Source organism: Sorangium sp. So ce367, from assembly GCF_051520455.1.
GTDB classification, from domain to species: Bacteria; Myxococcota_A; Polyangia; order Polyangiales; family Polyangiaceae; genus Sorangium; species Sorangium cellulosum_B.
In genome coordinates this window covers 5,979,257-6,004,367 of the sequence record NZ_CP150334.1, presented here as the reverse complement: position 1 = coordinate 6,004,367, position 25,111 = coordinate 5,979,257, and the positions used below count along the sequence as shown (strand labels likewise).

The 25,111-nt window shown below is 70.1% G+C and carries 17 protein-coding genes and 1 tRNA gene; 8 read left to right on the top strand and 10 right to left on the bottom strand.

Going from position 1 to position 25,111, the window contains the following annotated elements; all coding sequences use genetic code 11:
• Nucleotides 1-30 precede the first annotated feature (30 nt).
• A complete protein-coding gene (gene serA, locus WME97_RS22845; RefSeq protein ID WP_437554862.1) occupies nt 31-1,290 on the top strand; it encodes a phosphoglycerate dehydrogenase in 1,260 nt (419 codons plus the stop codon).
• Between the two features lie 66 nt (nt 1,291-1,356).
• On the top strand, nt 1,357-2,382 hold the full coding sequence (locus tag WME97_RS22840) for a LacI family DNA-binding transcriptional regulator (RefSeq protein WP_437554861.1): 1,026 nt from the start codon (nt 1,357-1,359) through the stop codon (nt 2,380-2,382).
• Between the two features lie 209 nt (nt 2,383-2,591).
• Here the strand turns inward: WME97_RS22840 and WME97_RS22835 are convergent, their stop codons facing one another.
• The 5 genes from WME97_RS22835 to WME97_RS22815 all read right to left on the bottom strand — a co-directional run bounded on the left by WME97_RS22835 (nt 2,592) and on the right by WME97_RS22815 (nt 10,189).
• Nucleotides 2,592-3,827, bottom strand: coding sequence for an MFS transporter (locus WME97_RS22835; protein ID WP_437554860.1), 1,236 nt, complete (start codon nt 3,825-3,827; stop codon nt 2,592-2,594).
• A 128-nt stretch (nt 3,828-3,955) separates the two neighbouring features.
• A complete protein-coding gene (locus tag WME97_RS22830; RefSeq protein WP_437554859.1) occupies nt 3,956-4,828 on the bottom strand; it encodes an alpha/beta fold hydrolase in 873 nt (290 codons plus the stop codon).
• A 189-nt stretch (nt 4,829-5,017) separates the two neighbouring features.
• Entirely contained in the window at nt 5,018-6,892 is a 1,875-nt protein-coding gene (locus WME97_RS22825) for a protein kinase (protein WP_437554858.1), read from the bottom strand.
• A 58-nt stretch (nt 6,893-6,950) separates the two neighbouring features.
• Nucleotides 6,951-8,525, bottom strand: a complete 1,575-nt coding sequence (locus tag WME97_RS22820) for a serine/threonine-protein kinase (RefSeq protein ID WP_437554857.1) — start codon at nt 8,523-8,525, stop codon at nt 6,951-6,953.
• A 257-nt stretch (nt 8,526-8,782) separates the two neighbouring features.
• Complete coding sequence (locus tag WME97_RS22815) at nt 8,783-10,189, bottom strand: FAD-binding oxidoreductase (RefSeq protein ID WP_437554856.1); 1,407 nt, start codon at nt 10,187-10,189, stop codon at nt 8,783-8,785.
• A gap of 179 nt (nt 10,190-10,368) precedes the next feature.
• Here WME97_RS22815 and WME97_RS22810 point away from each other — a divergent pair, with 179 nt between their 5' ends.
• The 3 genes from WME97_RS22810 (at nt 10,369) to WME97_RS22800 (ending at nt 13,631) form a co-directional block, all read left to right on the top strand.
• Nucleotides 10,369-11,316: an alpha/beta hydrolase gene (locus WME97_RS22810; RefSeq protein WP_437554855.1), complete on the top strand. Its 948-nt coding sequence runs from the start codon at nt 10,369-10,371 to the stop codon at nt 11,314-11,316.
• Nucleotides 11,317-11,891: 575 nt separating this feature from the next.
• Complete coding sequence (locus WME97_RS22805) at nt 11,892-12,332, top strand: hypothetical protein (protein ID WP_437554854.1); 441 nt, start codon at nt 11,892-11,894, stop codon at nt 12,330-12,332.
• 474 nt (nt 12,333-12,806) lie between these two features.
• Entirely contained in the window at nt 12,807-13,631 is an 825-nt protein-coding gene (locus WME97_RS22800) for a CBS domain-containing protein (RefSeq protein ID WP_437554853.1), read from the top strand.
• A 23-nt stretch (nt 13,632-13,654) separates the two neighbouring features.
• Here WME97_RS22800 and WME97_RS22795 read toward each other — a convergent pair whose 3' ends face one another.
• The 3 genes from WME97_RS22795 to WME97_RS22785 form a co-directional block, all read right to left on the bottom strand.
• A complete protein-coding gene (locus tag WME97_RS22795) occupies nt 13,655-15,412 on the bottom strand; it encodes a hypothetical protein (protein ID WP_437554852.1) in 1,758 nt (585 codons plus the stop codon).
• Nucleotides 15,413-15,586: 174 nt separating this feature from the next.
• Entirely contained in the window at nt 15,587-16,711 is a 1,125-nt protein-coding gene (locus WME97_RS22790) for an HmuY family protein (RefSeq protein WP_437554851.1), read from the bottom strand.
• Nucleotides 16,708-18,633: a TonB-dependent receptor plug domain-containing protein gene (locus WME97_RS22785; RefSeq protein WP_437554850.1), complete on the bottom strand. Its 1,926-nt coding sequence runs from the start codon at nt 18,631-18,633 to the stop codon at nt 16,708-16,710. The genes WME97_RS22790 and WME97_RS22785 overlap by 4 nt, the downstream gene beginning before the upstream one ends.
• 614 nt (nt 18,634-19,247) lie before the next feature.
• Between WME97_RS22785 and WME97_RS22780 the strand changes: the two genes are divergently transcribed.
• From WME97_RS22780 to WME97_RS22770, 3 genes are all read left to right on the top strand, one after another.
• Nucleotides 19,248-19,322 (top strand) — tRNA-Glu (locus WME97_RS22780).
• Nucleotides 19,323-19,438: 116 nt separating this feature from the next.
• Nucleotides 19,439-19,687: a hypothetical protein gene (locus WME97_RS22775; protein ID WP_437554849.1), complete on the top strand. Its 249-nt coding sequence runs from the start codon at nt 19,439-19,441 to the stop codon at nt 19,685-19,687.
• Nucleotides 19,688-20,800: 1,113 nt separating this feature from the next.
• Nucleotides 20,801-22,792 (top strand): peroxidase family protein, encoded by a 1,992-nt coding sequence (locus WME97_RS22770; RefSeq protein WP_437554848.1) that lies wholly within the window; start codon nt 20,801-20,803, stop codon nt 22,790-22,792.
• A gap of 585 nt (nt 22,793-23,377) precedes the next feature.
• Here WME97_RS22770 and WME97_RS22765 read toward each other — a convergent pair.
• Together WME97_RS22765 and WME97_RS22760 are read right to left on the bottom strand one after the other, a co-directional pair.
• The gene (locus WME97_RS22765; protein ID WP_437555467.1) at nt 23,378-23,680 is read right to left on the bottom strand and encodes a helix-turn-helix domain-containing protein; all 303 of its coding nucleotides are present in this window, start codon (nt 23,678-23,680) and stop codon (nt 23,378-23,380) included.
• An 853-nt stretch (nt 23,681-24,533) separates the two neighbouring features.
• A complete protein-coding gene (locus WME97_RS22760) occupies nt 24,534-24,962 on the bottom strand; it encodes a hypothetical protein (RefSeq protein WP_437554847.1) in 429 nt (142 codons plus the stop codon).
• Between the last annotated feature and the right edge of the window lie 149 nt (nt 24,963-25,111).

Genomic DNA, 25,111 nt, shown 5'->3' with positions numbered 1-25,111 from the left:
GCGAAGTTGCGGTAGAGGTGGCCCTGACGGATGAAGCCCATGACGCCCTCAGCAACGAAATTTCAGACGACCCCCCCTGTCGCGAAGGAGCCCGTCAAGGTGCTCCTGCTCGAGAACATCCACCAGAGCGCGCACGAGCTGTTCCGGTCGCGATCGTTCGAGATCGAGACGCGGAGCTCCGCGCTGAAGGAAGACGAGCTCATCGCCGCGCTCGCGGGCGTGGACATGCTCGGCATCCGGAGCAAGACGCACGTCACCGCGCGCGTGCTGGAGAAGGCGGACAAGCTGCTCTCCATCGGGTGCTTCTGCATCGGCACGAACCAGGTCGACCTCGACGCGGCGAACCGGCGCGGGGTGCCGGTGTTCAACGCGCCGTTCAGCAACACGCGCAGCGTCGCCGAGATGATCATCGGCGAGTCCATCATGCTGGCCCGGCAGCTCGGGGACAGGTCGCGCGAGGTGCACGCGGGCACATGGAAGAAGGTCTCGAAGGCCTGCTACGAGATCCGCGGCAAGACCATCGGCCTCATCGGCTACGGCCACATCGGCCAGCAGCTCGGCGTGCTCGCCGAGGCGATGGGGATGCGCGTGGTCTACTACGACATCGCCCAGAAGCTCCCGATGGGCAACAACCGCGCGCTGCCGACGCTGCAGGCGCTGCTCGCCGAGTCGGATTTCGTCTCGCTCCACGTGCCGGCCACGCCGGAGACGCACAACATGATCGGCGCCGCCGAGCTCGCGCACATGCGCAAGGGCGCGTACCTGCTCAACGCGAGCCGCGGCTCGGTCGTCGTGATCCCGGCGCTGGCCGAGGCGCTGAAGAGCGGCCACCTCGCGGGCGCGGCGATCGACGTCTACCCGGAGGAGCCGGAGTCGAACTCTGACGGCTTCCTGACCGAGCTGCAGAAGCTCCCGAACGTGATCCTGACGCCGCACATCGGCGGCTCGACCGAGGAGGCGCAGGAGGCGATCGGCCGCGAGGTGTCGCGCGCGCTGACGCAGCTCGTGACCACCGGGGCGACGACGAGCGCGGTGAACTTCCCGAACGTCGAGCTGCCGCCGCTCAAGGCCACGCACCGCATCCTCAACGTCCACCGCAACGTGCCCGGCGTGCTCCGCGACGTGAACCGCATCGTGTCGGACGTGAACGCCAACATCGACAGCCAGGTCCTGTCGACCGACGCCAACATCGGTTACCTCATCATGGACCTGTCGCAGGACGTGTCCGCCGAGGTGAGCCGGCGCATCGGGGCGCTGGAGACGAGCATCCGCACCCGCGTGCTGTACTGACGCCGCGTCGGGCCGGGGCGCCGCCGCGCCCCGGCCGGAGTCCCCGGCCCCGGGAGGTGCCCCGCCTTGTCGCCACCGTTCACGATCCAGCCGGGGCCGCGGCCGCAGATCCGGATCGAGGAGGTCGCCAAGCGCGCTCGCGTCTCGCCCGCGACCGTCAGCCGCGTGGTGAACGGCAGGGGCAAGTACAGCGCGGAGACCCGGGAGCGCGTGCTGGCGGTGATCGACGAGCTCGGCTACGTGCCGAACACCGCCGCCAGGAGCCTCGCGCAGGGGAAGACGGGTGTCCTCGGCCTGCTCCTGCCGAACATCAGCACCGAGTTCATCTCCAGCCTCGTGCGGGCCATCGCCGCCTCGGCGGCCGAGGCGGGCTACGACGTGCTGCTCTCCGTGAGGCCGGAGGCGCCGGCGCGGCGCCTCGTCGGGCGGCACAACACGGACGGGGTGCTGATCTTCGGCCACTACGTCCACGAGGCCGATCTCCGGCAGCTGATCCACCAGAAGTGCCCGGCGGTGCTCATGTACCAGTCGTCGCCCGCGGACGCCCCGCTGCCCAGCGTGATCATCAAGAACGCCTCCGGCGCGCGCGCCATCGTGGGGCACCTGATCGAGGCGCACGCCCGGCGCCGGATCGCCTTCCTCCACGGCGTCCCCGAGAGCGAGGACTCGACGACGCGCGCGGAGGGGTACCGGGAGGCGCTGGCCGAGCACGGCATCGCCGTCGATCCGCGCCTGATGCGCCGCGGCTTCGACGCGCGGGAGGCGCGGGCCGCGACGCTCGCGTGGGTGCGCGAGGGGGCCGACCTCGACGCCATCTTCGCGTGGTGCGACCACGCGGCGGCCGGCGCGATGGAGGCGCTGCGCGCCGCGGGCAAGCGCGTGCCCGTGGAGGTCTCCGTCGTCGGCTTCGACGACGCGCCGTCGGCGCGACACCTCGAGCCCGCGCTCACGACGGTGCGCGCGCCCACGGACGGGGTGGGCTACCGCGCGGTGCAGGTGCTCGTGGACCTCATCCAGACGGGCAAGGCCGAGCGGCGGATCGAGCTGCCGACAGAGCTGATCGTCCGGCGGTCGTGCGGCTGCGATCTCTGAACCCGAGGATCCGCGATCGGTCGTTCGAATTTCCGGAGAAATTCACAGGGAGGCGGGGAGACGGAGAGACGGAGAGTAAAATCCGATTGATCTCCCCGTCTCCCCGCCTCCCTGTTCAATTTTTTTTTCTCGCTAAAACGCCAATAATGAGGCGATTTGGCAGGTTTCGACGTTGAGCGCCGCGATGAACCCCGCCGTGGAGACAGCGCTCATTCATTCCAGACCGGGACGCTGACGCGCTCTCCGGCGCTGCGCCGCGCGGCCGGGTCGTCGCCCGCGAAGACGACGGTGAACACGACGAACGCGGCCCACAGCGCCGCGAGGTGGTAGATCATCGCGATGCCGCCCGCGGCCTGGTAAATGGCGCTCGACGCTGGCGGGCCGAGGAGCATCCCGGCGGCATAGAAGACGTTGTAGAGCGAGTTCGCGCGGCTGTAGTCCCGCGGCGCGGTGACGACGCCCTGGAGCGCCAGGCTGAGCGGCGATATCGACGCGAGCGTCGCCCCCGCGACGAACACGGCCACGCACATCGCGTCGTAACGATCGAGGTACACGAAGCCGAGGATCATCAGCGTGCCGATCGTGCCGAGCGCGCGCATGAGCAGCAGGTGGCCGCGGCGGTCGCCGATCCGGCCAAAGACGTTGGTGAAGAGGAGCATGCCGACCGCGAAGTAGGCGGGGATCTGGATCGTCTGGTCGCGCGTGACCCCCTTGGAAGCCATCAGGTAGAGCGGGAGGAACAGCACGACCGACGCCTGGAAATAGCCGTAGGCGAAGGTCGCGAAGCACGCGGTCTTGATGCGCCAGAGGATCGAGGCGGAGGACGCCGAGGGCTCCGCCCCGCTCGCCGCGCCGGCCTTCCCGTGGGCCTCGGACATGCCCGGCAGGTCGCGATCGAGGCGCGCGAGCACGAGGACGGCCGACATCAGCGAGATCACGCACGAGAGGAGGAACGCCGCGGGCATCGAGGAGAGCGCGACGATGTGCGGCGCGCAGAGCGGCCCGAGGACGTAGCCGAGCGCCATCGAGACGGCGTAGAGGCTCGTGACGAACGCCTTGTTGTCCTTGTCCGACCGGGCGAGCAGGATCGTCTCGCAGCTCACCCAGATGCCGACCGAGCAGGCCCCGTCGAGGAAACGCACCGCGGCGATGGCGGCGAAGGTCGGCAGGAAGGGGAAGGCGCCGACCGCCGCCGCGTACCCGACGAGCGCGAGCACCAGCGTGGTCTTCGCCGAGAACCGGCGGATGAGCGTGTCCATCGGCAGCGAGAGCAGGACGATGCCGAGCGCGAAGCACGACGCGAGCAGGCCGATGTCGGTCTTGGTGAACCCGCGCGCATCGAGGAAGACCGCCGTGAGCGAGATGGCGATGCCGTACGCGAGACCGAGGAGGAAGATCGAGCCAAAGACGAGCCAGATGTTGCGATCGGGGATGCGGCGGAGCATGAGCGCCCGCCAGGTTCGATCGGTCGCTCCGCCGTGTCAAACGGGTACGTGCGTCAGGAAACGTGCCTCGCCGGCGGTCGCGCCGCGCACGCCCGCGAGCGCCGCGCGATCGCGCTTCAGCGACGGCGTCAGCGCAGGAACTCGAGGAGGAGCTGATTGACCTTCTCGGGCCTGTCGTAGTGCACGAAGTGGCTCGCGTCGGGGATGCGGGCGACTCGGGCGTTCGGGACCAGCTTCGGATCCGGCGTAGCGAGCTCGGAGCCGAGATAGCGATCGTGCTCGCCCCAGATCACCTGCACCGGGATGTCGATGCGGGGCGGCCTGCCGAGCTCGCCAAGGCTGCCCGGGCGGAAGAGGGCCCGGTAGTAGTTGATCATCGCCGTGAGCGCGCCGGGCTGCGACCACGCCTTCACGTAATGGGCGAGATCCTCGTCGCTCACCGCGCCCGGGCGCCGCGGATCGTCCTTCACCGACGCGCGCAGCTGCGCGAAATCGTCCCTCTGCGCGGCGAGCTCCGGGAGCTTCGGGAGCTGGAAGAAGAACATGTACCAGCTCTTGCGGAGCTGCCGGGCCGTGCGGAACCCGGCGAACAGCCGCTCGGGGTGAGGGCAGTTGAGGATGACCAGCCGCTCGAGGAGCGCCGGATACCGCGCCGCGAACCCCCAGGCGACGCCGCCGCCCCAGTCGTGGCCGACCACCGCGGCGGCGCGCTCCGCGCCAGAAGCCTGGATGAGCGCGGCCACGTCGGCGGTGAGCTCGGCGATCGCGTACGCGGCGACGCCCTCGGGCTTGTCCGAGAGGTTGTAGCCGCGCATGTCGGGCGCGATCACGCGGTAACCCGCCTCGACCAGCGCGGGTATCTGGTGGCGCCACGAGTACCAGATCTCGGGAAAGCCGTGGAGGAGCACGACGAGCGGCCCGTCGCCCGCCTCGACGTAGTGGAGGCGCACGCCGCCGTGCTCGGTGAACCGGTGCGAGAGCTTGGATTCGTCGAAGGTCATCGTGTCTCCTTGCGCTGATTCCGTCGAACGGCCGCCGGCGCTCTGCCGCGCGGTCACGGGTTGAGTCCCGGGATCCTACACGGTGCTCCGGGCGGTTCGACGTGCCAGAGGCCGCGGCGGACGCCCCTGTCGAGCGACGCCGCGGTTCTGTCATTGCAAGAAAATTGCGACTTCCGGACGGCGCGTGGCTCACCCGTGGTGCCGTGTCATCGCGACGAGGGTGGCGACCAGGAAGATCACCAGCCCGAGCGCCCCCGCCGCCCCGAGGAGCAGCGTTCGCTGGAGCTTCGCGACGCGCTGGGCGGAGAGGATCTCCTGCTGGATGCCGTTGCAGATCTTCTTGGTCTCGCGCAGGAGCTGCCGCGCCGCCGTCGGATCTCTGGCGATGCGGCTCGCCTTCAGGCTCTCCGGGCGGCCTCGCACCATCGCGCGCAGGATCAGCACCATCAGCTCGTCTTGCCAGAATTTCTCGGGGATGGCGTTGCGGCGCTTCACGTAATGGTCGTTCTTCGCCAGGTGGCTCGGCGTGAGGGGCAAAGGCACGTCCTCCAGGGAGCCCACGAACTTGCCGAGCGCCTCCACATCCTGTTGCTGTTCGGTCAAGATGAAATAGAAGAGCGCGCCGACCGCGTAGAGATCGTGCGCCTCGCCGAGCCGGCGCACCAGATCGAACTGCTGGTTGTTCGGATCGAGCGGCGGCTCGCCTCGGAAGCAGGCGATGAGCTCCCCGCTCGACGGATCTCGCTCGATCCGGATGATCTCGAGATCGTGATCGTGCCTCGGGTCGCGCTCATCGGCCAGGATATCGGTGTCCATCAGGTCCGCCGCGAGGGGCTTCGGCACCCGGAACCGATCACCGTCGAGCGTGATCCGCTGCGCGATGCGGAACTTGCGGCGGCAGGCCTCGGGCGAGAGGAAGGGGTGCTTGATGCTCCCGCCGGCGACCTCGTCTTCGTACCAGCTGCGGGTGAGCTCGTCCTTGTCGGACAGGCCGAAATCGATGACCCGCACGTGGAATCGCGGGGAGCTGATCATGTCGTCGAGCGCCTCGCGGAGGTCGCTCGCGCCCTCGCGCTGGCGCTCGGCGGTCGTGGCGCTGGCGGGGGTGATCATCAGGTTGTCGGGGGCGAGGTCCTTGTGCACGATGGTCTTCTCGCCATGCAGCCAGGCGACCGACTCGGCGAGCTCCACCATCAACCGGACCTTCTCGAGCAGGATCGCCTTGTGGAAGAGCGTGTGGGACCGGTCTTGCCGCCACACGTCATCGATCCAGGTGAACGCCCGCCTATGCCACGGATCGCCGCGCTGGGCGCGGGTGTCGAGCTCGACCCAGGGCTGGCCGTACCGCGCCCACAGGGCCTGCAGCTCGCTGCGGCGGCGCCCGACGAACTCGACGAGGCTCACCTCGAGGAGCTCCATCACGACCGCTTCGCGATCGACGAAGTTCAGGATCCTGCCCGATCTGGCGGTGGGGCCCTGCTGGCAGCAGCGCTTCGCGGGGTACTGGAGCAGCTCGAAGAACTGCCCGTTGATGTAACGGCCCGAGAGCTCGTATCCGCACTCCTTGCAGTGAAGCGATGGGTGGCTCTCCGTCGCGATGTCCTTGCGCCGGAGCAGCGTGTTGCACCCCCTCGGGCAGGCGGGGTGGTAGATGGTGCCGCAGCCGCACAGCACCATCGGCTCTAGCTGGATGATGTCGAGCGTGCAGACCACGTTCACGCCGGCGTCGGTCGTCATCTCCTTCAGCAGCTTGATCTCCTGGCTGAACAGGCGCTCCTCGGAGAGCTGCGCGAAGTCGTGGAGCACCTTGATCGCGACGAACCGCACGTTCTGGCCGGCGCTCAGCTGCATCCCCTTGTAGACCTTCGCAAACTTGCCGCGGCCGAGCTCGATCGGCGAGCAGAGCCCCGTCGCGTCGCGGGTGGTGAGGAACTGGTAGCTGACGTTGGCCTGGACGGCGTTCAGCGCCGCGCCGGGCGCGCTCCTCGGCGTGGAGGAGGCTCCGGCGCCTTGCCCGCCGGGGATCGGTTGCGTCGACTCCGGCGTCTGCACCAGTGTCAGCATGGTCATCACCTCATGAGTCCAGGGTTCGATCGCCGCGCTCGAGCGCGTGAGCGGCGGCCTAGAAGACGTTGATGCACGCGAGGTGGGCCGTCCCGGTCGCCGGGTCGACCGCCGACAGGACCACGAGCCGCTTCGCGGCGCCGTCGGCCACGATCGCCGCCGCGAGCCACGGGATGTCGACGCGGAGGCGCGCTCCGCCGGCGGCCGCCTCGGCGCTGTCGCAGTGGAGCCGCTGTACCCGGGCGCGCCGGTGCCCCACGTCGAAGCGCACGTCCCGCGCGACCTCGGGGAGGAGGAGGCCCTCGCAGCGCGTCGAGGGGTTGCTGGCATCGTGATAGATGCTCGGCCGCGGCCCGCCGGGAAAGACGGCGCGCCGCTCGACCTCGATGAAGAGCGAGCCTGCGCGCGGCGACACGAGCAGCGGCGCGGGCAGGAGGTCCGGAGCGGCCGCGAAGAGGATGGGTGTCTGGAAGCGGTCTCGCTCGTCGACGGCCACCGACTGGAGCATGAGCCTCCGGCCCTCCGGCAGCGAGCGCGCCTCGCAGGTGCCAGCCCGCGGGGCGGCGAGCTCCAGCAGCCCGGCGGCTCGCGGGGCCTCGACCCCGCCCTCGTGCTGCGCCATCGCAGCTGCCGGCGGAGCGCCGCGCTCGGCGTGGACGAACCAGGGCGCCGCGCGGAGGGGCTCGGCCGCGCGCCCAGCGAGGCTCGCCCCGAGCGCCGAGAGCTGGCGGGCAGCTGCCTCTGGATGGACGAAGCGCCCGCCCGCCTCCCAGACGATCGCCTCGAGCTCGTCGGCCACGACGGCGGCGCTCTCCGGCCGAGCCGCTGGATCGCGCGCGAGCGTGTGCAGCACCAGCTCGTCCAGCCGCCGTGGCACGTCGGCCCGCAGCGAGCGCACGGGCGGGGCGGAGGCCTCAAGGACGGCCCGGATCGTGGCGATGTCGGTGTCGCGCCGGAAGAGCGGCTGGCCGGTCAGGAGCTCGTGAAGGATGACCCCCACGGAGAACAGATCGGATCTCCGGGTCAGCGGCGACGCCGAAGCCTGCTCGGGCGACATGTACGCAAGCTTGCCCTTGACCATCAGACAGCCCGTGGACTCCACCAGCCGGTGCTTGGCCCAGACGATCCCGAAATCGATGATCTTCACCGCGCCATCCGGGCAGCACATGATGTTCTGCGGGGTCACGTCGCGGTGGACCAGGTCGCGGTGATTGCCATGCTCATCGCGCAGCTCGTGCGCCGCGTGGAGTCCCCGGCATGCCTGGGCGAGGATGGCGGCCACGAGGTCCGGCGGCAGCACCCGCGCCGCGGTGTACAGCTGAGCTCGGAGCGAGGCCAACGTCACGCCGGGCAGGTACTCCATCACCATGTGGAGCGGCTGGTGCTCGTCGCCGAAATCGAGGATACGAACGACGTTGTTGTGGTTGATGCTCGCGAGGACGCGCATCTCCTCGAGGAACATCCTGGCGGCGTCCGGTATCTTCCCGGCCAGATCCGGCAGCATCACCTTCAACGCCACGTCACGGATGAAGCCGCCAGGGCCTTTCTGCCGCGCCAGGTAGACGGCGCCCATACCCCCGGAGCTGAGCTCTCCGATCACTTCATAGCGACCGAACATGGGACGGAACGTCATGTGCCGCGCCGCTTCTTTCGTTGATAAACCGCCCGTCGTGGCCGGAAAGGCCATGTCCGTCGTCATGGCCGACTAGGTATGATTCGAATTCTATGGCCCTGGTAGTGGTATCGAGCGCAGGCGTGAAAAATCCGGGAAACGCCTTGCGTCCGGGGCAAAGGTGCCGGTTCGTCGCGCTTTTCTGGGATCAGGCGACGGCCGCTCGATTCGTCAGGTATCGCAGCGGGGCGCCGGGGGAGGGGCGGAGCGGGAGGCGCTCAGACGTCGATGATCTTGCCCGGGTTCATGAGGTTCAGCGGATCGAGCACCCGCTTGATCGACCGCATGATCGCGAGCTCCTCTACCGAGCGCGAGTAGGGCAGGTAATCCTTCTTGAGCAGGCCGATGCCGTGCTCGGCGGAGATGCTGCCGTGGTACTTCTTCACGAGCGAGAAGATGGCGTGATCCGCCTCGTGGGTGCGCTTCAGGAACTCCTCGCGCGTGAGGTCGTCGGGCTTCATCACGTTGATGTGGAGGTTGCCGTCGCCGATGTGGCCGAAGAGCGCGATCTCCCACCCTGGATAGCGGGCCTCGAAGAGGCTCTCGAGCTCGGAGCAGAAGCCCTCGAGCTCCTGGATGGGGAGCGACACGTCGTTCTTGTGCGGGAGCCCGGTCGCCGACAGGCTCTCGCTGATCCCTTCGCGGAGCGCCCAGAGCTCGGCGGCCTGCGCGCCGTGCTGCGCGAGCGTGCCGTCGGTGACCAGCCCGCGCTCGAACAGCGAGGTGATCCACGCCTCGAGCGCCTCGGGCTCGCCGCGCTCGACCTCGATGAGCACGTAGTAGTCCGACGGCGCGGAGAGCGGCACACGCACGTTCCTGTGGCGGCGCAGGCGCGCCTGGCACTTCTCGGTGAAGAACTCGTAGGCCATCACCACGAACGGCCCCGTCCGGGCCTCGCGGAACAGCGCGAGCACGCCGGCGAGGTCGGGCACCGCGAACAGGAACACGTTGAGCGCCTCGGGCACCCGCGTGAGCTTGAGCGTCGCCTCGGTGATGATGCCGAGCGTGCCCTCGCTGCCGATGAACAGCTGGCGCAGGTCGATCCCCGTGTTGTTCTTCTCGAGCGCGCCGTTCAGCTCGAGCACGGCGCCGCTCGCGGTGACGACGGTGAGCCCGAGCACCCACTGGCGCGTCAGGCCATAACGGATGACCTTCACGCCGCCGGCGTTCGTGGCGATGTTGCCGCCGACCTGGCTCGACCCCTTCGAGGCGAAGTCGACAGGCCAGGTGAGGCCGTGCGGCGCGACGTGCTGGTGCACCGCCTCGGTCACCGCCCCGGCCTCGACGCGCACGGTCGCGCCGAGGACGTCGACCGGGCCCATCTTGCGCATCCGATCGAGCGACACGACGAGCTCGCCCCTGGCCGCCACGGCGCCGGCGGCGAGCCCCGTGCGGCCGCCGGAGGGCACGATCGGGACGCGGTGCTCGGAGCAGAGGCGGAGCAGCCGCGAGACCTCGTCGGTCGACCGCGGCAGCGCGAGGGCCGAGGGCCTGGGCTCGTGGACCTTGGTCCAGTCGCGGCCGAAGGTCGCGAGATCGGCGGCGTCCGTCGAGAGGAAATCCGCGGGGAACTCACGCTGGACGGCCTCGAGGAAGGGGCCGGGGAGGCCAGTAAGTGGGGTCATGGTCGGCTCGGTACTGCGGCATCGCCGGGAGGGCAAGGGCAGGCGGTCTTCGCCCTCACCCGGGGGGCAGGCGCGCCGAGCGGGTCGCTTCGGCGGCGGGGCGGGAGTCCTCGTGGCGCAGGCGCCGCGAGAGCGTTGCCGCGCCACGACCGACAGGGCATCTTGACCGAGGAGCGCGCATGGACAGGGCAGACCGCGCGGCAAGGGTGGCAAGCATGGCGGTGCTCGCGCTGGTCGCGTGCGAGCGCGCTGCCAGCGAGGCGCAGCGTGGATCGGGCGCCGCCGGCGGGGGCGGCGCTGCCCCGGACCCGATCGCGGCGAGCAGCGGCGCGTCGGGCGCGAGCGAGCAAGGGAACGCGGGCGAGCAAGGGAACGCGGGAGGGCAGGGCGGCGGGGGCGGCGGCGGCGGCGGCGGCGAGGGCGGCGCGCTGAGCTGGGAGCCGGTCGAGACGGACTGGTGCTCGGCAGGGTGGATCGGCCTGGACGACCACACCTGCTTCCATGTGCCGGAGACCGCGCTCCGCGGCGCGCCGATCCTTTATGTGCTGCACGGGGCCATGGCGCCCGACTCGCTGCCCGTGGACCTGCAGGCAACCGCCGCGGAGGCCGCCGAGGCGCTCGGCGCCGTCGCGGTGTTTCCGCGCGGAAGACCAGGACTCTGCACCTGGGATCCGTCCGTGGAGACCTACTCCTGCTGGCCGACGCGCCGCGAGACCGTCGACGCCGCGGCGCCCGCCCTGCTCGAAGAGTGGATGCGCGCAGAGGCGTTGATGGAGCGGATCCTCGGCGGGACGTTCGGCGGGCGTTATGTCATGGGCTTCTCCAACGGCGGCTATTTCGCGAGCTACGTGGCGCTGGAAGGCCTCGTCGCCGTCGACGGCGCAGCGCTCGTCGGCGCGGGGCGCATGGTCATCGAGGAGCACCTGTTCTCCGAGGAGAGGCCGCCGATCTTCATCGCCGTCGGTGAGCTCGAGCTCGCCTCCACCATCGCGAGCGCCGAGAACCTCGCCGACGTGCTGACCCAGCACGGCTGGGAGCACGAGCTCGTTGTGCACCCGGGGCGCGGCCACGAGATCCACGCCGACGACTTCTCAAGAGCCTGGGAGACCTGGATGGCCGCGCCCTGAGCGGCCCCGCGCCGCCGCCGCGCTCGCCCGGCGGAGGGTGGGGCCGACTCGACTCGATAAGACCCCTGACGCGCGCAGCGCGGGATGCCCGGAGCGTCCTTTTTGAGCACTCTTGCGTACATGAGCGCAGGGGAGATGGGCCGAGCGGGGCGGCGCTGATCGCCTGAGGACGGCGAATGCACCTGCGGTGTTATCGCCCCTTGTCTCATGTTGTCGGCGCGGAGGCTCGACATCGTCGGAGACACCTCGTCGGCGCGCGCTGCGCCGAGAAATCCGCAGCGCGCGAAAGGCGTGTTATTGCCGGAGCCGCCGCGTTGCGCGAGGCGCTCCCGGTGGGCGCCGAGCGCGCGTGGAAGCGCCTTCTCTGCGCAGTGATCCGGCGCGGGGGGACGCGCAGGATCACCGCGGGGCCGTGCGCTGTTTAGGAATGTCGGTTTGTCGTTGCCTCGCGCCCGCAGCGCGCGCCCTCGGGCGGCAGGCTCTGCACACCAGCTCTCGGGCATGAGCGCTGCTCTCTCCGCAACCCGACTGGCGCGACGGTCTTGCAGACGTCGCGGGCAGGGCAAGGAGGAGAAATGGTCGAGCTGTTGAATACCAGGTTGATGTGCGTCGCGATGGCGATGGCGGCGCTGGCCACCGGGTGCGCGGTGGGCGCGGGCGAGGCGGACGTCGACGAGAGTGATGCGGACGAGGCCGTGACGGTGGAGGAGGCCTCCCAGGCGCTGTGCGGCAACGGCGGCTGGCGGAGCTGCGGCGGGGTCCCCGGGGGCTTCCCGGGGAGCTGGCCTAACGTGGGCTTCCCGAGCTGCGGCAACGGGAGCTTCGTCGGCGGGAACCCCTGGAACAACTGGGGCGCTCCCGGCTGGAACTCCAAGCCTTGCGGCTGGAACAGCCCCTGGGGCGGCTTCACGTCGCCGTGCGGCAGGCCCGGCTGGGGCGGCGTCGGGTCCGGCTGGGGCAGCGGGCTCGGCTGGGGCGGCAGCGGCTGGGGCGGCGGCGGCTGCGGCAGGTTCTAGCCCACTGGCCCGGAGTCCATCCGCGGCGACGACGGCGAGCGCGGGCCCTGGACCGGCGCGCGCCAGGCCCTCGGAACACGAGGGACCCCCTGCGCGCCCGGCGCCCGAGCAGCGGGTCGTCTGACGGGTCGCCCGGGAAGAGTCGAGACCCTGGCCTCCGGGAGCTCGCGGCAAGCGCGAAGCTCCTGGAGGCCAGGCGCCCCGGGGGGCTCCGGATCGGCGACGGCCGTGCAGCTGACGGCCACGTTCCGGGGCCCCCCACCTGTCGCATTTTAGGACATCGCCGCCTGGCAGGCGCACCTGGGTCTGGCGGCTCAGCCGCTGCCCAGCCCGTTGCACACCTCGGCGCAGATCGCGCGCCGAGGCGCGGTGCCTGCGCTTGCGCCAGGCCTGGCGGCCCTCGTCCCATGGCGGATCGCTTCTTGCTCCCTCTGGAGCGCGCCGGATCGCCGGCGTCCTCGAGGAATGCTCGCCATGATGTCTTTTGCGACACCCGTCTCGCGTTACATGACCTGTGAAGTCATCGCGGCGTCCGACATGACGCCGCTGCCAGAGGTGCACCGCACGCTGGGCGAGCGCGCGATTTCCTGCGTTCCGATCCTGGACGCGGCGTCGCGCGCGATCGGCGTGCTGTCGCGCACCGACCTGCTCCGGCTCGGCAGGTTCGAGACGAAGACGAACAGCCGAGGAATGCTGCTCACCTTGCCCGATGTCCCGTCGCGGGCCGTGCTGCGCCCGGGCATCATCACCGTCGGGCGCGCGACGCTGGTCGGGCAGGCGGCGAGCGTGCTGCTGAAGCACCGTATCCATCGCGTGTTCGTCCGCGAGGGCGAAGCCTTGACGGGCGTGTTCAGCACCAAGGATCTCCTGCTCTCCCTTGTCGAGGCGCGGGACCCGACGCCGATCGGCGGGCTCATGTCGGCGCCCGCGTACACGATCCCGCTCGACGCGCCGCTCGCGCTCGCCGCCGACCGGCTGACGACGGCGCAGGTGAGCGGGCTCGTGGTGGTGGATCCCGGCGGGTGGCCGGTGGGGATGTTCACCCAGACCGAGGCGCTGCTCGCGCACGGCGTGCTGTCCGATTCACCGGTCGAGGACGTGATGAGCCCGGCCATGGTCTGCCTCGACGTCCGGACGCCGCTCCACCGCGCCGCGGCCGCCGCGCACGCGGCGCAGGCGCGGCGCGTGCTCGTCGTGCAGGGGCGGCGGCTCCGTGGCGTGCTGACGGGGCTGGACTTCGCGCGCGCCGTCGCAGGGACGGGCGTGATCTCGATGGCCGCGAGGTCCAGGGCGGGATAACGCCGGCCGCGGCGAGCGCGGCCTCACCGCGCGGCGGCGCGGGTCGCCATCCGCTCGACGACCCCGTCGGCGTCGGCGGTCAGGCGCGCGGCGAGCGCGCGGGCGGCGGCGGGCGAGGCGGACGCGACCCCCTCGACGGCGCCGAGCCGCGCGCGGCGCGGGAGGCGCGGGTCCGCGGCGAGGGCCTGGAGCTCCGCGATCACGCGCGCCGAGGCGGAGGAACGCGTGGCGGCGCGGCCCGCCGCGGTGAGCGCGCGCGCCCTCACGTACGCCGGCGCGCCGGGATCGCGGCCGACCGCGAGCAGCCGATCGGCGTCGGCGCCGGCCGCGCGGAGCAGCTCGTCGAAATCCGCGCCTCGGGCCGCGCTCTGGCCGCAGAAGTGCCCCGCGAGCAGCGCCGCTGCGTGCGGCGGGAGCGCGGCGGTGGAGGCGAGGCGGTCCGGCGCAAACGAGCGAGCACCCTCGCCCGGAGTCGGCGGCGCGATGGGCGCTCCGCTCGCCGGCGTGTCCGCGTCGGCCGGGAGCGGGACGGCCGCCCCGCCGCCCTGCTCGACGATCCCGCGGTAGAGCGCGCTCGCCCGCACGATCGCCGTCTGCTGCGGCGTCATCGTGCCCGAGAAGTCGCCCCCCGTCGGGAACATGAGATTCCCGAAATCCGGGCAGCGCTCCCCCAGTGACCTCATGTTGCTGCACTGCTCGGTGTCGTCCAGCGGGTCGCCGAAGTCAGCGTCGAGCTCGGTCGTGTGGAACAGCCCGGCGAGATGGCCGAGCTCATGGCGCAGGATGATGGTGTCAACCGAGGGCTCCTCGTAGAGCGTGACCACGATGCCGCTCAGGTGGGTGCCGTGCTCGACCGCGACCGAGGGCACGGCGGGCGTCACGCCGGACGCCTGCACGATGCTCCCCCCGAACGCCGTCACCGCGATCACGTTGAGGGCCGGACGGCCGGGGGCGCCGGCCGTCTGCTCGAGCAGGCCGGGGAGGAGCTCGTCGTCGATGAACTCCCACTCCGAGCCCAGGTGGCGGATGTTGATGCTGCCCACGCCGAGGCCCACGTACCCCTCGTACGCGGCGAGCAGCGCGCGCCGCATGTACTGCTCGGAGACCGCCTCTCCGGCGATGAAGGCGTTGATGTCGATCTTCCCGCCGTGAAAGCGCCCGTCGAGCGTCCGGCGGTGCCACACCGAGAGGCGCACCGGCTCTACCAAAGGGCCGACTCCGCCGTTGCCGAGCTTGATCCAGTAGACGCCCGGCGCGAGCGGCGCGGATGCGTCCGCGCCGGTCTGGGGGACGGCCGCCGCGCCGATGCCCTGGTTGAAGAAGGCGGCCATCGTGCCTGGGATTGTGTAGTCGGCCGCCAGCAGCCTGCCGTCGGGGCCGCGGATGCTCTCGATCCCGATGGGCTCGAAGCTCGGCGATGACGCCATGATCTCGGCGACGGCCGTGAAGCCCAGGGTGCCCGGCTGGATGGTCACCGGGACGGCGCCGTCGATGTCGACGTTGTCGTGCTCTTCCTTGACGAGGGGCGGAATCGGCGGGGCCCCCCCCTCGCCGATGCTGCCGCCTAGACCGGCCCCGGAGGAGCCTTGCGGCGCGGAGCTCGCGGTGTCTCCGGAGCTCCAGGAGCCGCCGGAGCCGTCGGGCGGCGGCTCGAACCCGTCGACCACCACCCTGCCGCCGCAGGCGCCCGCGACGAGGGCCGCGAGCGCGCCCGCGGCGAGGAGAGCGCCTCCGCGAACCTGCGTTGCCCGGCGCTCGCCGCCCGGCTTCCTCCCGTCCACGCGAGACGGATCGATAGCGCTCGATGCCGGTGCAAGCGACGTTGACATAAGCATGCTCCTGCGTCGGTAAGGGCCCTCCCTCACCGCGCGCGCAGTATGCGCGGGCCCTCGCGCGGTGTCACGCGCTGCGCACGCTCGTGACCTCGGCGGCGTGTGCGATGGCGTGAGCGGCGCTCATTCCACTTGCTTGACGCGCATTCTCACCCGACCTGGAGATGCTTCCGTCGCGCCCTCGAAGCGCTCGATGACGATCACGAAGCGCGACACGCCGTCCGCGCCCTGGACGAGCCACGCGGCGTCCTTGGCCGGCGCGGGGGGCGTCGCGCCGGGCTCGATCCACCGCCCCGTGAAGGCGGTCGCGATGTGGTCGCCGCGGTACGGGACGGCGGGATCGGAGAGGGCCGCGTGGTCGGCCGCGTCGAACCGCGCCTGCTCCGACGCGGCGGTGCGCGCCTTGACCTCGGCGAGCTCCTCGGAGTCCGACGCATCTGCCTGGAGGTCGACGGCGCGCGTGGTCCCGGGGCCGCCGAGCTCGCCGTTGACGCTGACGAGCGACCTTCGGAAGCAGACATTCCAATCCGTCGACGCGCGCGCCTCTTCCGGCGTGAGCATCAGCTGCCGGTTGCCCGCGAGGTCGAGGCAAGCGCTCGGCTCGGTCTCGGGCGCGTCGATGCCGCCCGCGGTCGCGTCGAGATCCTGGATGTCGACGGTCGGGCCGGGGCCGTCGGGGAGCACCTCGGCGTAGCGGAGCTGATAGAGCGCCGTGACCGGCGCCCCGTCCACCTCCCCGTAAAAGGAGACGATCTGGAGCTTCCAGTACCGGCCCTCGTGCTCGATCGCGTGGACGTGGTAGCGGCTGAAGGCGACGTGCTCCTCGCCGTCGTAGGCGTACCAGCGCGAGAAGGCGCCGCCGGAGTCGTCCGTGAGCAGGAAGGGGGTGCTCGGCAGCTCACCCGCTCTGTAGTCCTCGAGGCCGATCGGCAGCGCCCCGCCGTCGCCGGGGCCGCTGAGGCCGCTGTTGGTGAAGACGTCGTAGCCCGAGAGCGCGAGATCCCAGTCGGTGGACGCCGCGCCGTCGCCTTCCGGGAGCGCGATCTCCGGCGTGGCGAGGCGGAGGAAGACGCGGCCGGTGGCCGGCACGTCGGCCTCGAGGAGCGCGCCGTCCTGCGTAGTCCCGGGGTCTCCGCTGGAGGTGCCGGGGTCTCCGCTGGAGGTGCCGGGGTCTCCGCTGGAGCTCCCGCCGCCGCCGCACGCCGGGGTGAGCAGGAGAAGCGCTGCCGCGACCGATCCTCTTGTCATGAGTCCTCCCACGGTAGATCGGCGCGGACGCCGACGTAAAACGTGCGCCCCTCGAGGGGCCGGTGATCGCCGCGGCGATCAGGGTCCTTATGCGCGCCAAGCAGGTTCCTGACGCCGAGATACGCCTGCGACGAAGGCCAGAGCGGCCGCGCGAGCCGCGCGTCGAGCGTCGTGAACCCGGGGGCGTGCAGGTCCTCCTCGATGAATGCGCTGCTGATGGTCCGGAGGCGGGCGACGAGCTCGATCTCGAACGGCAGCTCGCCGCGGAGCGCCGCCTGCGCCGTGTGCGGCGGTTTCCCGGAGAGCGGCTGTGCGTGATCGGCCGTGTCGTCTCGTGTCCAGAGGTAGGCATAGCCGGCCTCGACGCGGAGCCACGGCGTGGCCTTCAGCGTGGTCGAGAGCTCGATGCCTGCGGTGCGCGCCTCGGCGATGTTCATGTAGGTGTGCGTGTCGACGCCGCCGGAGGAGTCGAGGGGGGTCGGGTCGACGTCGATCAGGTCGTCGACCCAGTTCGCGAAGGCGCCGGCCCGCGCCGTGAGGCCCTCTCGGGGGGTCCAGGTGACATCGCCGTTCACGCCCCACGACGTCTCGGGGGCGAGCGCCGGGTTGCCCTGGAGGATGTAGCCGAGGCTCGAGTGGTCGAGCGAGAAGCCGAGCTCCTTCGCGCTGGGGGCGCGGAATCCCCGCCCGCCGGAGACGCGCAGCGTGAGCGACGGCGCGGGCCGGTAGGCGAGGGCGAGGCGCGGGGCGATGACGCCGCCATAGCGGAGGCGGAGCTCGCCGCGAACGCCCGGCATGAGGGTGAGCTCGTCGGTGAGCTTCCACGCGAGCTGGCCGTAGAGCGCGGCGCTGCCGAGCTGGGTTTCGGGCACCTCGTCGATCGGTGGCGTCTCCACGGTGCCGGAGGCGGACACCTTCGTGACCTTGAGCCTCTGGTCGAGCGTCTCCACCTCGGCGCGCGCCCCGGCGACCCAGGTGCGCTGTCCGTCGGCGATGGTGGCGATCGCCTCGTAGCTCTGGAGGGTGCCCGAGCGCTCGCGCAGCTCCTCGTCGGGCGATCCGCGCAGGTCGCGGCGGCTCGTCCGGGAGGCCCATTGCCGGCCCGCGGCGAGGCGCAGGCTGGAGCCGCCGCCGAAGTCGAGGGTCTCGGCGAGGTGCAGGGTGATGCGGTCGGTCACCTCGGGGAGGTCGTAGAGGTAGACCCCCAGGACGGGCCACTCCTTCTGCTCGATGCCGTCCTGCTCGTCGTGGATCCATCGCGCGCGGAGCCGCAGGTCGATGCCCCTGTCGAGCGTGGCGCCGGCGCGCAGGCCGAGGAGGCGCTGCGAGCGCTCGGGCAGGGCGGTGGGGGCGTCGGCGCCAGCGCCGGGATCGGCGAGGTTTTCGCTGGGCTCGACGAGGGAGAGGCTGTCCTCCCGCTGGAACGAGGCGTCGACGCTGGCCCAGGTGCGCTCGCCGCGGTAGGCGCCCGCGCCATGGAGGAGGAGCCCCGCGCGGCTCCGGCCTTCGACGCGGGCGCGGCCGCTGAAGCCCGGGTGGTCGGGGGGCGCGGAGAGCACGTTGACGACGCCGCCGATGGCGCTCGTGCCGTAGAGCGAGCTGGTCGGGCCGGTGACGAGCTCGATGCGGGAGACGTCGCCGAGCGGGATGGACGAGAGGTCGATGGCGCCGCCGGCGTCGCCGATGACGCGCTCGCCGTCCTCGAGAACGAGCACGCGGTCGAGGTCAAAACCCTGGATCTGGATGGCGCTCGGGTTGCCGAGCGCGCCGTAGGCGCTCGGGTTGACCTGGACGCCGAGCTCGCCGTCGAGCGCCTCGCCGACGTTGGCGGCGCCGCGGCGCTCGGCCTCCTCGCGGGTGACGACGCGCGTGCGCACCGTGGCGCGCTGGCTGCTCTCGGGGGTGCGGGTGCCGGTGACCACGACCTCGAGCGGAGGCGGCGCGGCGGGCGAGGGGGGAGGAGGCGAAGAGGGAGGAGGTGAGGGCGAAGTTGGAGGAGGCGAGAGCGAGGGCTGCTCGGAAAGGGGCTGCGCGAGCGCAGCGCGCGAGGAGGCGGCTGAGACGAGCGCCGGAAGCGGGCAGAAGGCGAGCAGCGCGGCCCGCGTCAGGCGCCGACGCCGGGGCACGGTCCTCCCTGGGAGATGAGAACGGCAGGATCGAGGGGCGGCAACGGAAGCATGGGGAGAGCTCGGCCCGTGCGGCGTTTGGTGGATGCGGGTGAGGCGGGGTGGGGGGATGGTCGCCCGATTCAGGGCGGTCGTCCAGCTGTTCGGGGGGGCGGGCGCCGTGAGCGTGCGGGCGGCGCGTAGCGGGAGCAGGGGAGGAGCTCGCGCCGGGACGGAGGTACGTGCCGATCGTGCGGCCACGCCGAGAGGAGGACGCCTCGGCTGAGGGCTTGCGGTGAGCCTCGGGGGAGAGGCCGCGCGGCCGGCGCGCGCCGGGACGTCGCGGGGGCGGGAGCGGGACCTCAACAGGCGACGCGAGTTGGGCTTGCATTGCTCGACGACGGACGGTAGGTTCCCGCGCCGCATCGCCGGTCCCCATCGTCTAGCCCGGCCCAGGACTCAGCCCTTTCAAGGCTGCTACGCGGGTTCGAATCCCGCTGGGGACGCTCCTTTTTCCGTAAGTACTTCCGCGCAGCAGGCCTCCGGTGGCCGGTCCCTCGGATGATTCGTTGGACGAAACCAGGAGCGCGCCAGGGAGCGGCGGGAAGGGCTCGCCCACGGGGTGCATGAGGTTCTCAGCCTCGGGCACGCAGCCCATGCTCGTAGCGATGTGCTCGTGGCCGGCGCGGCGCATGAGCTTGATCGGCTCGTCGTCGCGAAGGGCCATCCACGTGATGCCGGTCGCGCGGAGATCGTCGAAGGTGAGTTGTTTGCCGGTTGCGTCGTTGGCGAAGAGCTCGGCGCGCTCGACGCCGGCCAACGAGGTATCGCCGTGAGCGCACCGAGAGATCGCTGCTGGACGGCACGTTGATCGCGCGGCCCCGCGGTGCTTTCCGCTGCATCGCCAAGAGCAGCGGGAGCAGCGCGGGCTCGATGGGAATGCGGCGCGGGTTGTTCGTTTTCGTCTCTTTCACCTCGCCCGCCTCGGAGCGATCGATCGCCCGGCGGATGTGGATGACGCGCCGATCGATGTCGACGTCTTCCCATTCGAGCGCTTCGAGCTCAGCGGCGCGCGTGTAGGCGTAGTGCAGGTGTAGATCGAGAGAGCGAACAGCTGGCGCCAGCGGAGCGGCACGCGCTCGCACGAGACCACGGCAAGGAACTCGGACGGGAAAGGATAGCTCTTGCTCTTCTTCGCCCCTTCATCCGGGCCCCTTCATCCGGACCGCGAACGCCGCCGCAGGCGAGCGAAAATGGGTTCGGCCGAGATTGGACTATTCTGTCCCGCTGCGCGAGTTGGCATCGTCGCACCACCACGATGTGATCGTGCTATCCAGGAAAATGGAGCGATTTCCGTGGGTAAGCGTGTCCCGTCGGGCTCGGTGGTTACCGCTCTACTGCACGCGCTCAAGATTGAGAGGCGGGCGCCGCCGCCCCGCGCGCCGCGTCGCTCGACTTCACCTTTCTCGTAATGTGGCTCAGAAGCTATGCGCGAAAGCTCCACGAGCCGCACCGTTGACCAGCGAACAAAACTCGTCTATGCTGTGCTCCAATTTACAGGGGAAGAGCGTGACAGCCACGCCATCGTAGGAAGAACTGCGGTGCGTTCAGCCTAGTTTCCCCATTTGGAAGCCAAGGAGGCAACAGCATGGCCGCACGGAATGCGCGACTTCGTCCATCTGCAGACAATGAACAGACAACGAAGGCAGCGCGCCGAATCGGAGTTGGTCATCAGGTGCGGCAACAAGGCTTGGGCTCTTGGATACTCGTCGCTCTTTGTCTATCAGGATGCCAGGAGTCGTCGGCTTCCGGAGATCAGCACGACGTCCAGCAGAGCGAGCAGCAGCTGAACGCAGGCACGCAGGCTGACCTGGATCAGCGCTCCGGTGAACGGCGTCACGGCTCGCATCGGCCTTGTGACCCCTCGGCACCACGTTCGCTCGACGGCCGGTGCAATCATCTTGGCGACCCGGAGGTCGGCTCGGTGGGAACACCCTTCGTTTACCTCGCCGGTCAAGCCTACCGTCGCGGTGCCGACGAGGTGTTGTACTTCATGCGTGAACGCCCGGTTTCGAACGGCGAACCGAATGCGTTCCCCTATGCTCCGTCGAGCGCCGCACCGCCTGGGACGTGCGGGCCCCAGGGGTTTGACCCCGAATGTGAATTCACCATCGACGCAGTGGAGGTCCGCGGGTTTGGACATCGTACGCCTTACAATGCGCGCATCCTCTCCAACGCGCTGCACGGGCTGGATGCTCCTTTCGCCCCGAGCACGCCCCTGCCGGACCCCAACGGCCTCACCCACCTCGCCGCGCGCCTTTCGGCGTTCGTGGCCCACGACGTGCAGAGGCTGAAAGCATCCGTTACCCCACGCCGCTTGCGACACGGCTTTGCAAACCAGTCTGACCCCGAGAACGCGACGGTGCTGAGCGGCGTGCCGATCCTCGAACCCTTCGATCTATTCAACGTCGTTCCCGTTTACACCCCCGCCGGCGTGCCCGAAGCGCCTGCCTTCCGCACCATGATCGTCTCTGGGCCACTACCAGAAACCGTGCGCCGGCACCGCGAAGTCGCGCTCGAGTTCGCCAACTCTGCGACCCCGTTCGTCGATGGCGACACCTTCTACGGCCACAGTCAAGAGGCGCTCGCGTCGCTGCGGAGCCACAACGGGGGGCAGTTTCAATTTCAGGCGCTGAGCTCACCACAAGTCGGACCGATCCCCCCGCTGCCCGTCCCCATGTTGCCGCCCAGCTTCGCGCAAACGGGGCTGCGTGAGGAAAGCGAGATTGATGGCATCGAGGCGTTCACGCCTTCGCTACTCGACGATCGAAACTTGAGCACGATCGGCACCACGGCCGTTCACGTGTTGTGGCTGCGCTTTCACAATGTTCAGGCTGCGCTCTGCCAGGCGCGTCATCCCGACGTGGATCCCGCGAGTCCCGAAGGAGACGACCTCTTGTTCGATTGCGCTCGCCGCTGGACGCTGGCCATTTACCAACACATCATCTTCGATGAATTCATTCCAGCGCTGACCGGACGCCCGCTGCCTCGCTACCGCGGCTACCGCCCGGGGCTGAATCCCCAGAGCGCGATGGAAGTCGTGCTCGGTCCCCTGTCATTGCACAGCACGCCCAGTGAGCTCGTCCCCGTTGCTCGACCTGACGGCACTTGGGACGAACGGATGCACGTCCAGCTGCAGGGGCAGCCCAGCCCGCCGCCGGGAGCCTATCCTTTCATCGGCAGCTTGTTTCCGACGCGCGCGGCTTCAGCGGGGTTCTACTTCGCGCTGGCAGGCATCCCCACTCCGCTGGGCAATCCCACGAATCCGAGCACACCCTGGACCCTCGTGGAAGATCCAATGGCGCAGATCATGCGCGGGCTCGCTTACTTCCCACACGAGGCCAACGATTTGACGACCATCGACTCGCAGCGCAACATCCCTGCGAATTATGGGCTCGACCTGATCGCAAACAATACGTTCAGAAATCAGCAGCTCGGCGCGGTCAACTACTATGAGATCCGAGAGCTCATGCTGTCGGGGCGCGAACGTCTCATCTACGGTCGGCCCGGGTGCCCTCGCTCGCTGCAGCACGCAGACGACGTCGACGACCCGGTGGCGTGCTTCGAGCACATCGCAGGCGACTCCACGTTGGCTGCGCAGGTCCGCGAGCGGCTCATGACGCCTCTCTTGGGTGTGCGCGCGAAGGTCAAGCACCTTCCGCTGTTCACTGGTGTGCTGATGGAGCCCAAGTTCCCGGGCAGTATTTTCGGAGCGACCGGGCGTGCGCTGATCGAAGATCAGTTCAGGCGGAGCCGGGATGCGGATCGGCACTACTATCGCAACCAATTCTGCGGCAGCGAGCAGGCAGAGGTCGATAGCTACACGATGGCTCGGGTCGTTCGCTCGGTGGTCGGTCCGAGTGTGAGCGTGCAAGACGACGTCTTCCACGTGCCGCCGCCCGGCTTCTTCGAGTAAAGCCGCCCATCGACGAGCTCGCCCGGCTCATCTTCAGGGAGGTTGGTCCAGTCGACACCAGCGCTGACGTCGCCCCTTCAGGTTCGGTGCCATCGCCGGCGTGACAGAGGCGCCCGACGCCTTCACCGCTTGCAACCGGACCGCGCTGCCCCGGTCAACCGTGCGGGCGACGGGCGCCGAGCCGAAAACGCGGTGCGCCTCCGGACCAAAGGGCACGAGGAGGTCAGGAAGATTTCGTGGGCTACTCTTCCTGCCTTCCCGCCTTCATGTTGATTCTCTCTGGCTCTCAACCTGATCGAGATTCTAGGCATGCAGGTCAGAGCGCCCGTGACGGCTTCCCCCCGCCGTCGGATGCGCGCTATTTTTCACTGGCGATGCGCGCTCGTACACGAGCGGGACAGGCTCGGTGACGCGGGGTGCGGCGAGACGGCGTTCCGTCAGGCCTGCCGAAGGAGCGACAGCACCCACGGAACTTTCGCCCTCATCCCGTCGATGCAGGCGAGGGTGGCCCCCTCTTCCTCGACAGGAGGAGGTTCCGGGCTCGATTCAACGCGCCGCGACGATCTCGTGCGTGAGTGGAATCTTCTACTCCGGGAGCGCGGCGTCGGCGGTCTGTTCCATCTCCGCAGCGCTGGTGGGTCTCGCAGCTTTCACGCGCTTGAAGGGCCGGATCCCGCCGGACGAGACGAGGCTGTACTCGGCGCCCCTCGCTGTCCCGGCTCTCGCCACGCGGCCGCGAGCGACGAGCGTGCGAAGCGTGACGTACACGCTCCCGTTCGGTAGCCCGCTGCGCGCGGCGATCTCCGTCGCCGTCCCTCGCACGAGGGATCGAACGGTTTCGAGCACCACAGCCTCCCGATCGCTCGTGGAGTCTCCCGTCGCGGTCATCGTGCCAGCCGTGGTTCGGTCCGCGCCGGACGTCGGTGCCGAGGTCCTCCTCGTGGACGGTGCCGTCCTCGTGGACGGTGCCGTCCCAGTGGACGGTGCCGTCCTCGTGGACGGTGCCGTCCTCGTGGACGGTGCCGCCGTCGAGGAACTTGACGCTCCCGAAAGGGCGCCCTGCTTCCCGCTCCTCGTAGGCCTCGCCACGCTCCTTTGGGCGTGCGCGGGCCCCTTCCGGGGGGGCTTCGGCCCCTTCCGGGGCTTCGGACGGCGCTCCGAGGAGGCGTTCGCCGCTGTCCGTCCCAGATCGGCCAGCATCGCCGTCACAGTCCGGTGCGCCGCGGCGCGGTGCTCCTCCTGAACTCGTTCGACCAGGCTCAGGATGTCCTTTATAAAGCGGTCCACCCGCTCCTTGATCGCGTCAGAGGCGTTCATGGGGGGCGCCGTAATAGCACGAACGCTCCGACAGTCGAGAGCTTGCAAGCAAGCTGGGCCGGTCTGGGCGACCGGTGGCGTCGCCTACGTGCGCAAGGAGCCGCATCCCGAAGGGCATCCGCGCGCCGCGCCGGCATGTCTTCGGCAACGTCGATCGCGCCCTCGGGTCAGGCCCCGCCGAGCGGACTCGCCAGGCGCGCGGGAACAAGCGTCCGGTCGAATGCCGCTGCCGGGCGCCTCCCGGCACCCGCTCACGCCATGGAGGTGAAGGGAGCGGGGAGGGCCTTCCGGGCATCCCCGGGGTGGGGGTCAGCATCGAGCGCAGGCCATCGATGCGCCTCGTCGGCTCGGTCGCCGTTCAGCGGACCTGGTGTTTTCTCCCCCGGAGGCTCGCTCCGCGCTGCGGCAATCGAGCGAGGCGACGTCACGGACACGCGTTCGGCGCGGCGGTGCAGTTGCCGAGTGCCGCGCACACATAGGAGCGCGCGCACGTCTTGGCGTCCTCCTGGGAGTACGCCGCGACGTGCTGGGTCGACCTCCCGAAGGGACTGGTGACGCACATCGCGTACGTCCGCGCCGCCCCCGCCGGGGCTAGCTGAACCCCCTGGAGCACGGCCCTCGCGGCGGCGCATCCCAGCGCCTCCACTTCCGAGTCCGCGAAGACCACGAGCCCCGGGCCCGCGCAGCGCGTGTCCGACAAGGCGGTGTTGAACGTATAGGTGTTCGCCCCACGGCAATCGGCGAAGCTCGGTTCGCGCGTCCGGGGAGCGCCGTCGCGAACCCCGCTGGCATCGCTTCGTCCGTCCTCGGCAGAGCTGCCGCCGGCCGAAGGCGATCCACTCGCGGGGGTCATGGTGAACAGCAAGAAGGCACTCCAGGCATGTAGCGCCGCTGGGAGCAATCTCATGGATCGTCTCTTGTCGTGACCGCCCGACCGAGCTCGGTCAGAAGTTGAGTGTTGGCAGGTAGCATGTTTGTTGGCATATCCCGTGCCACGCCGCA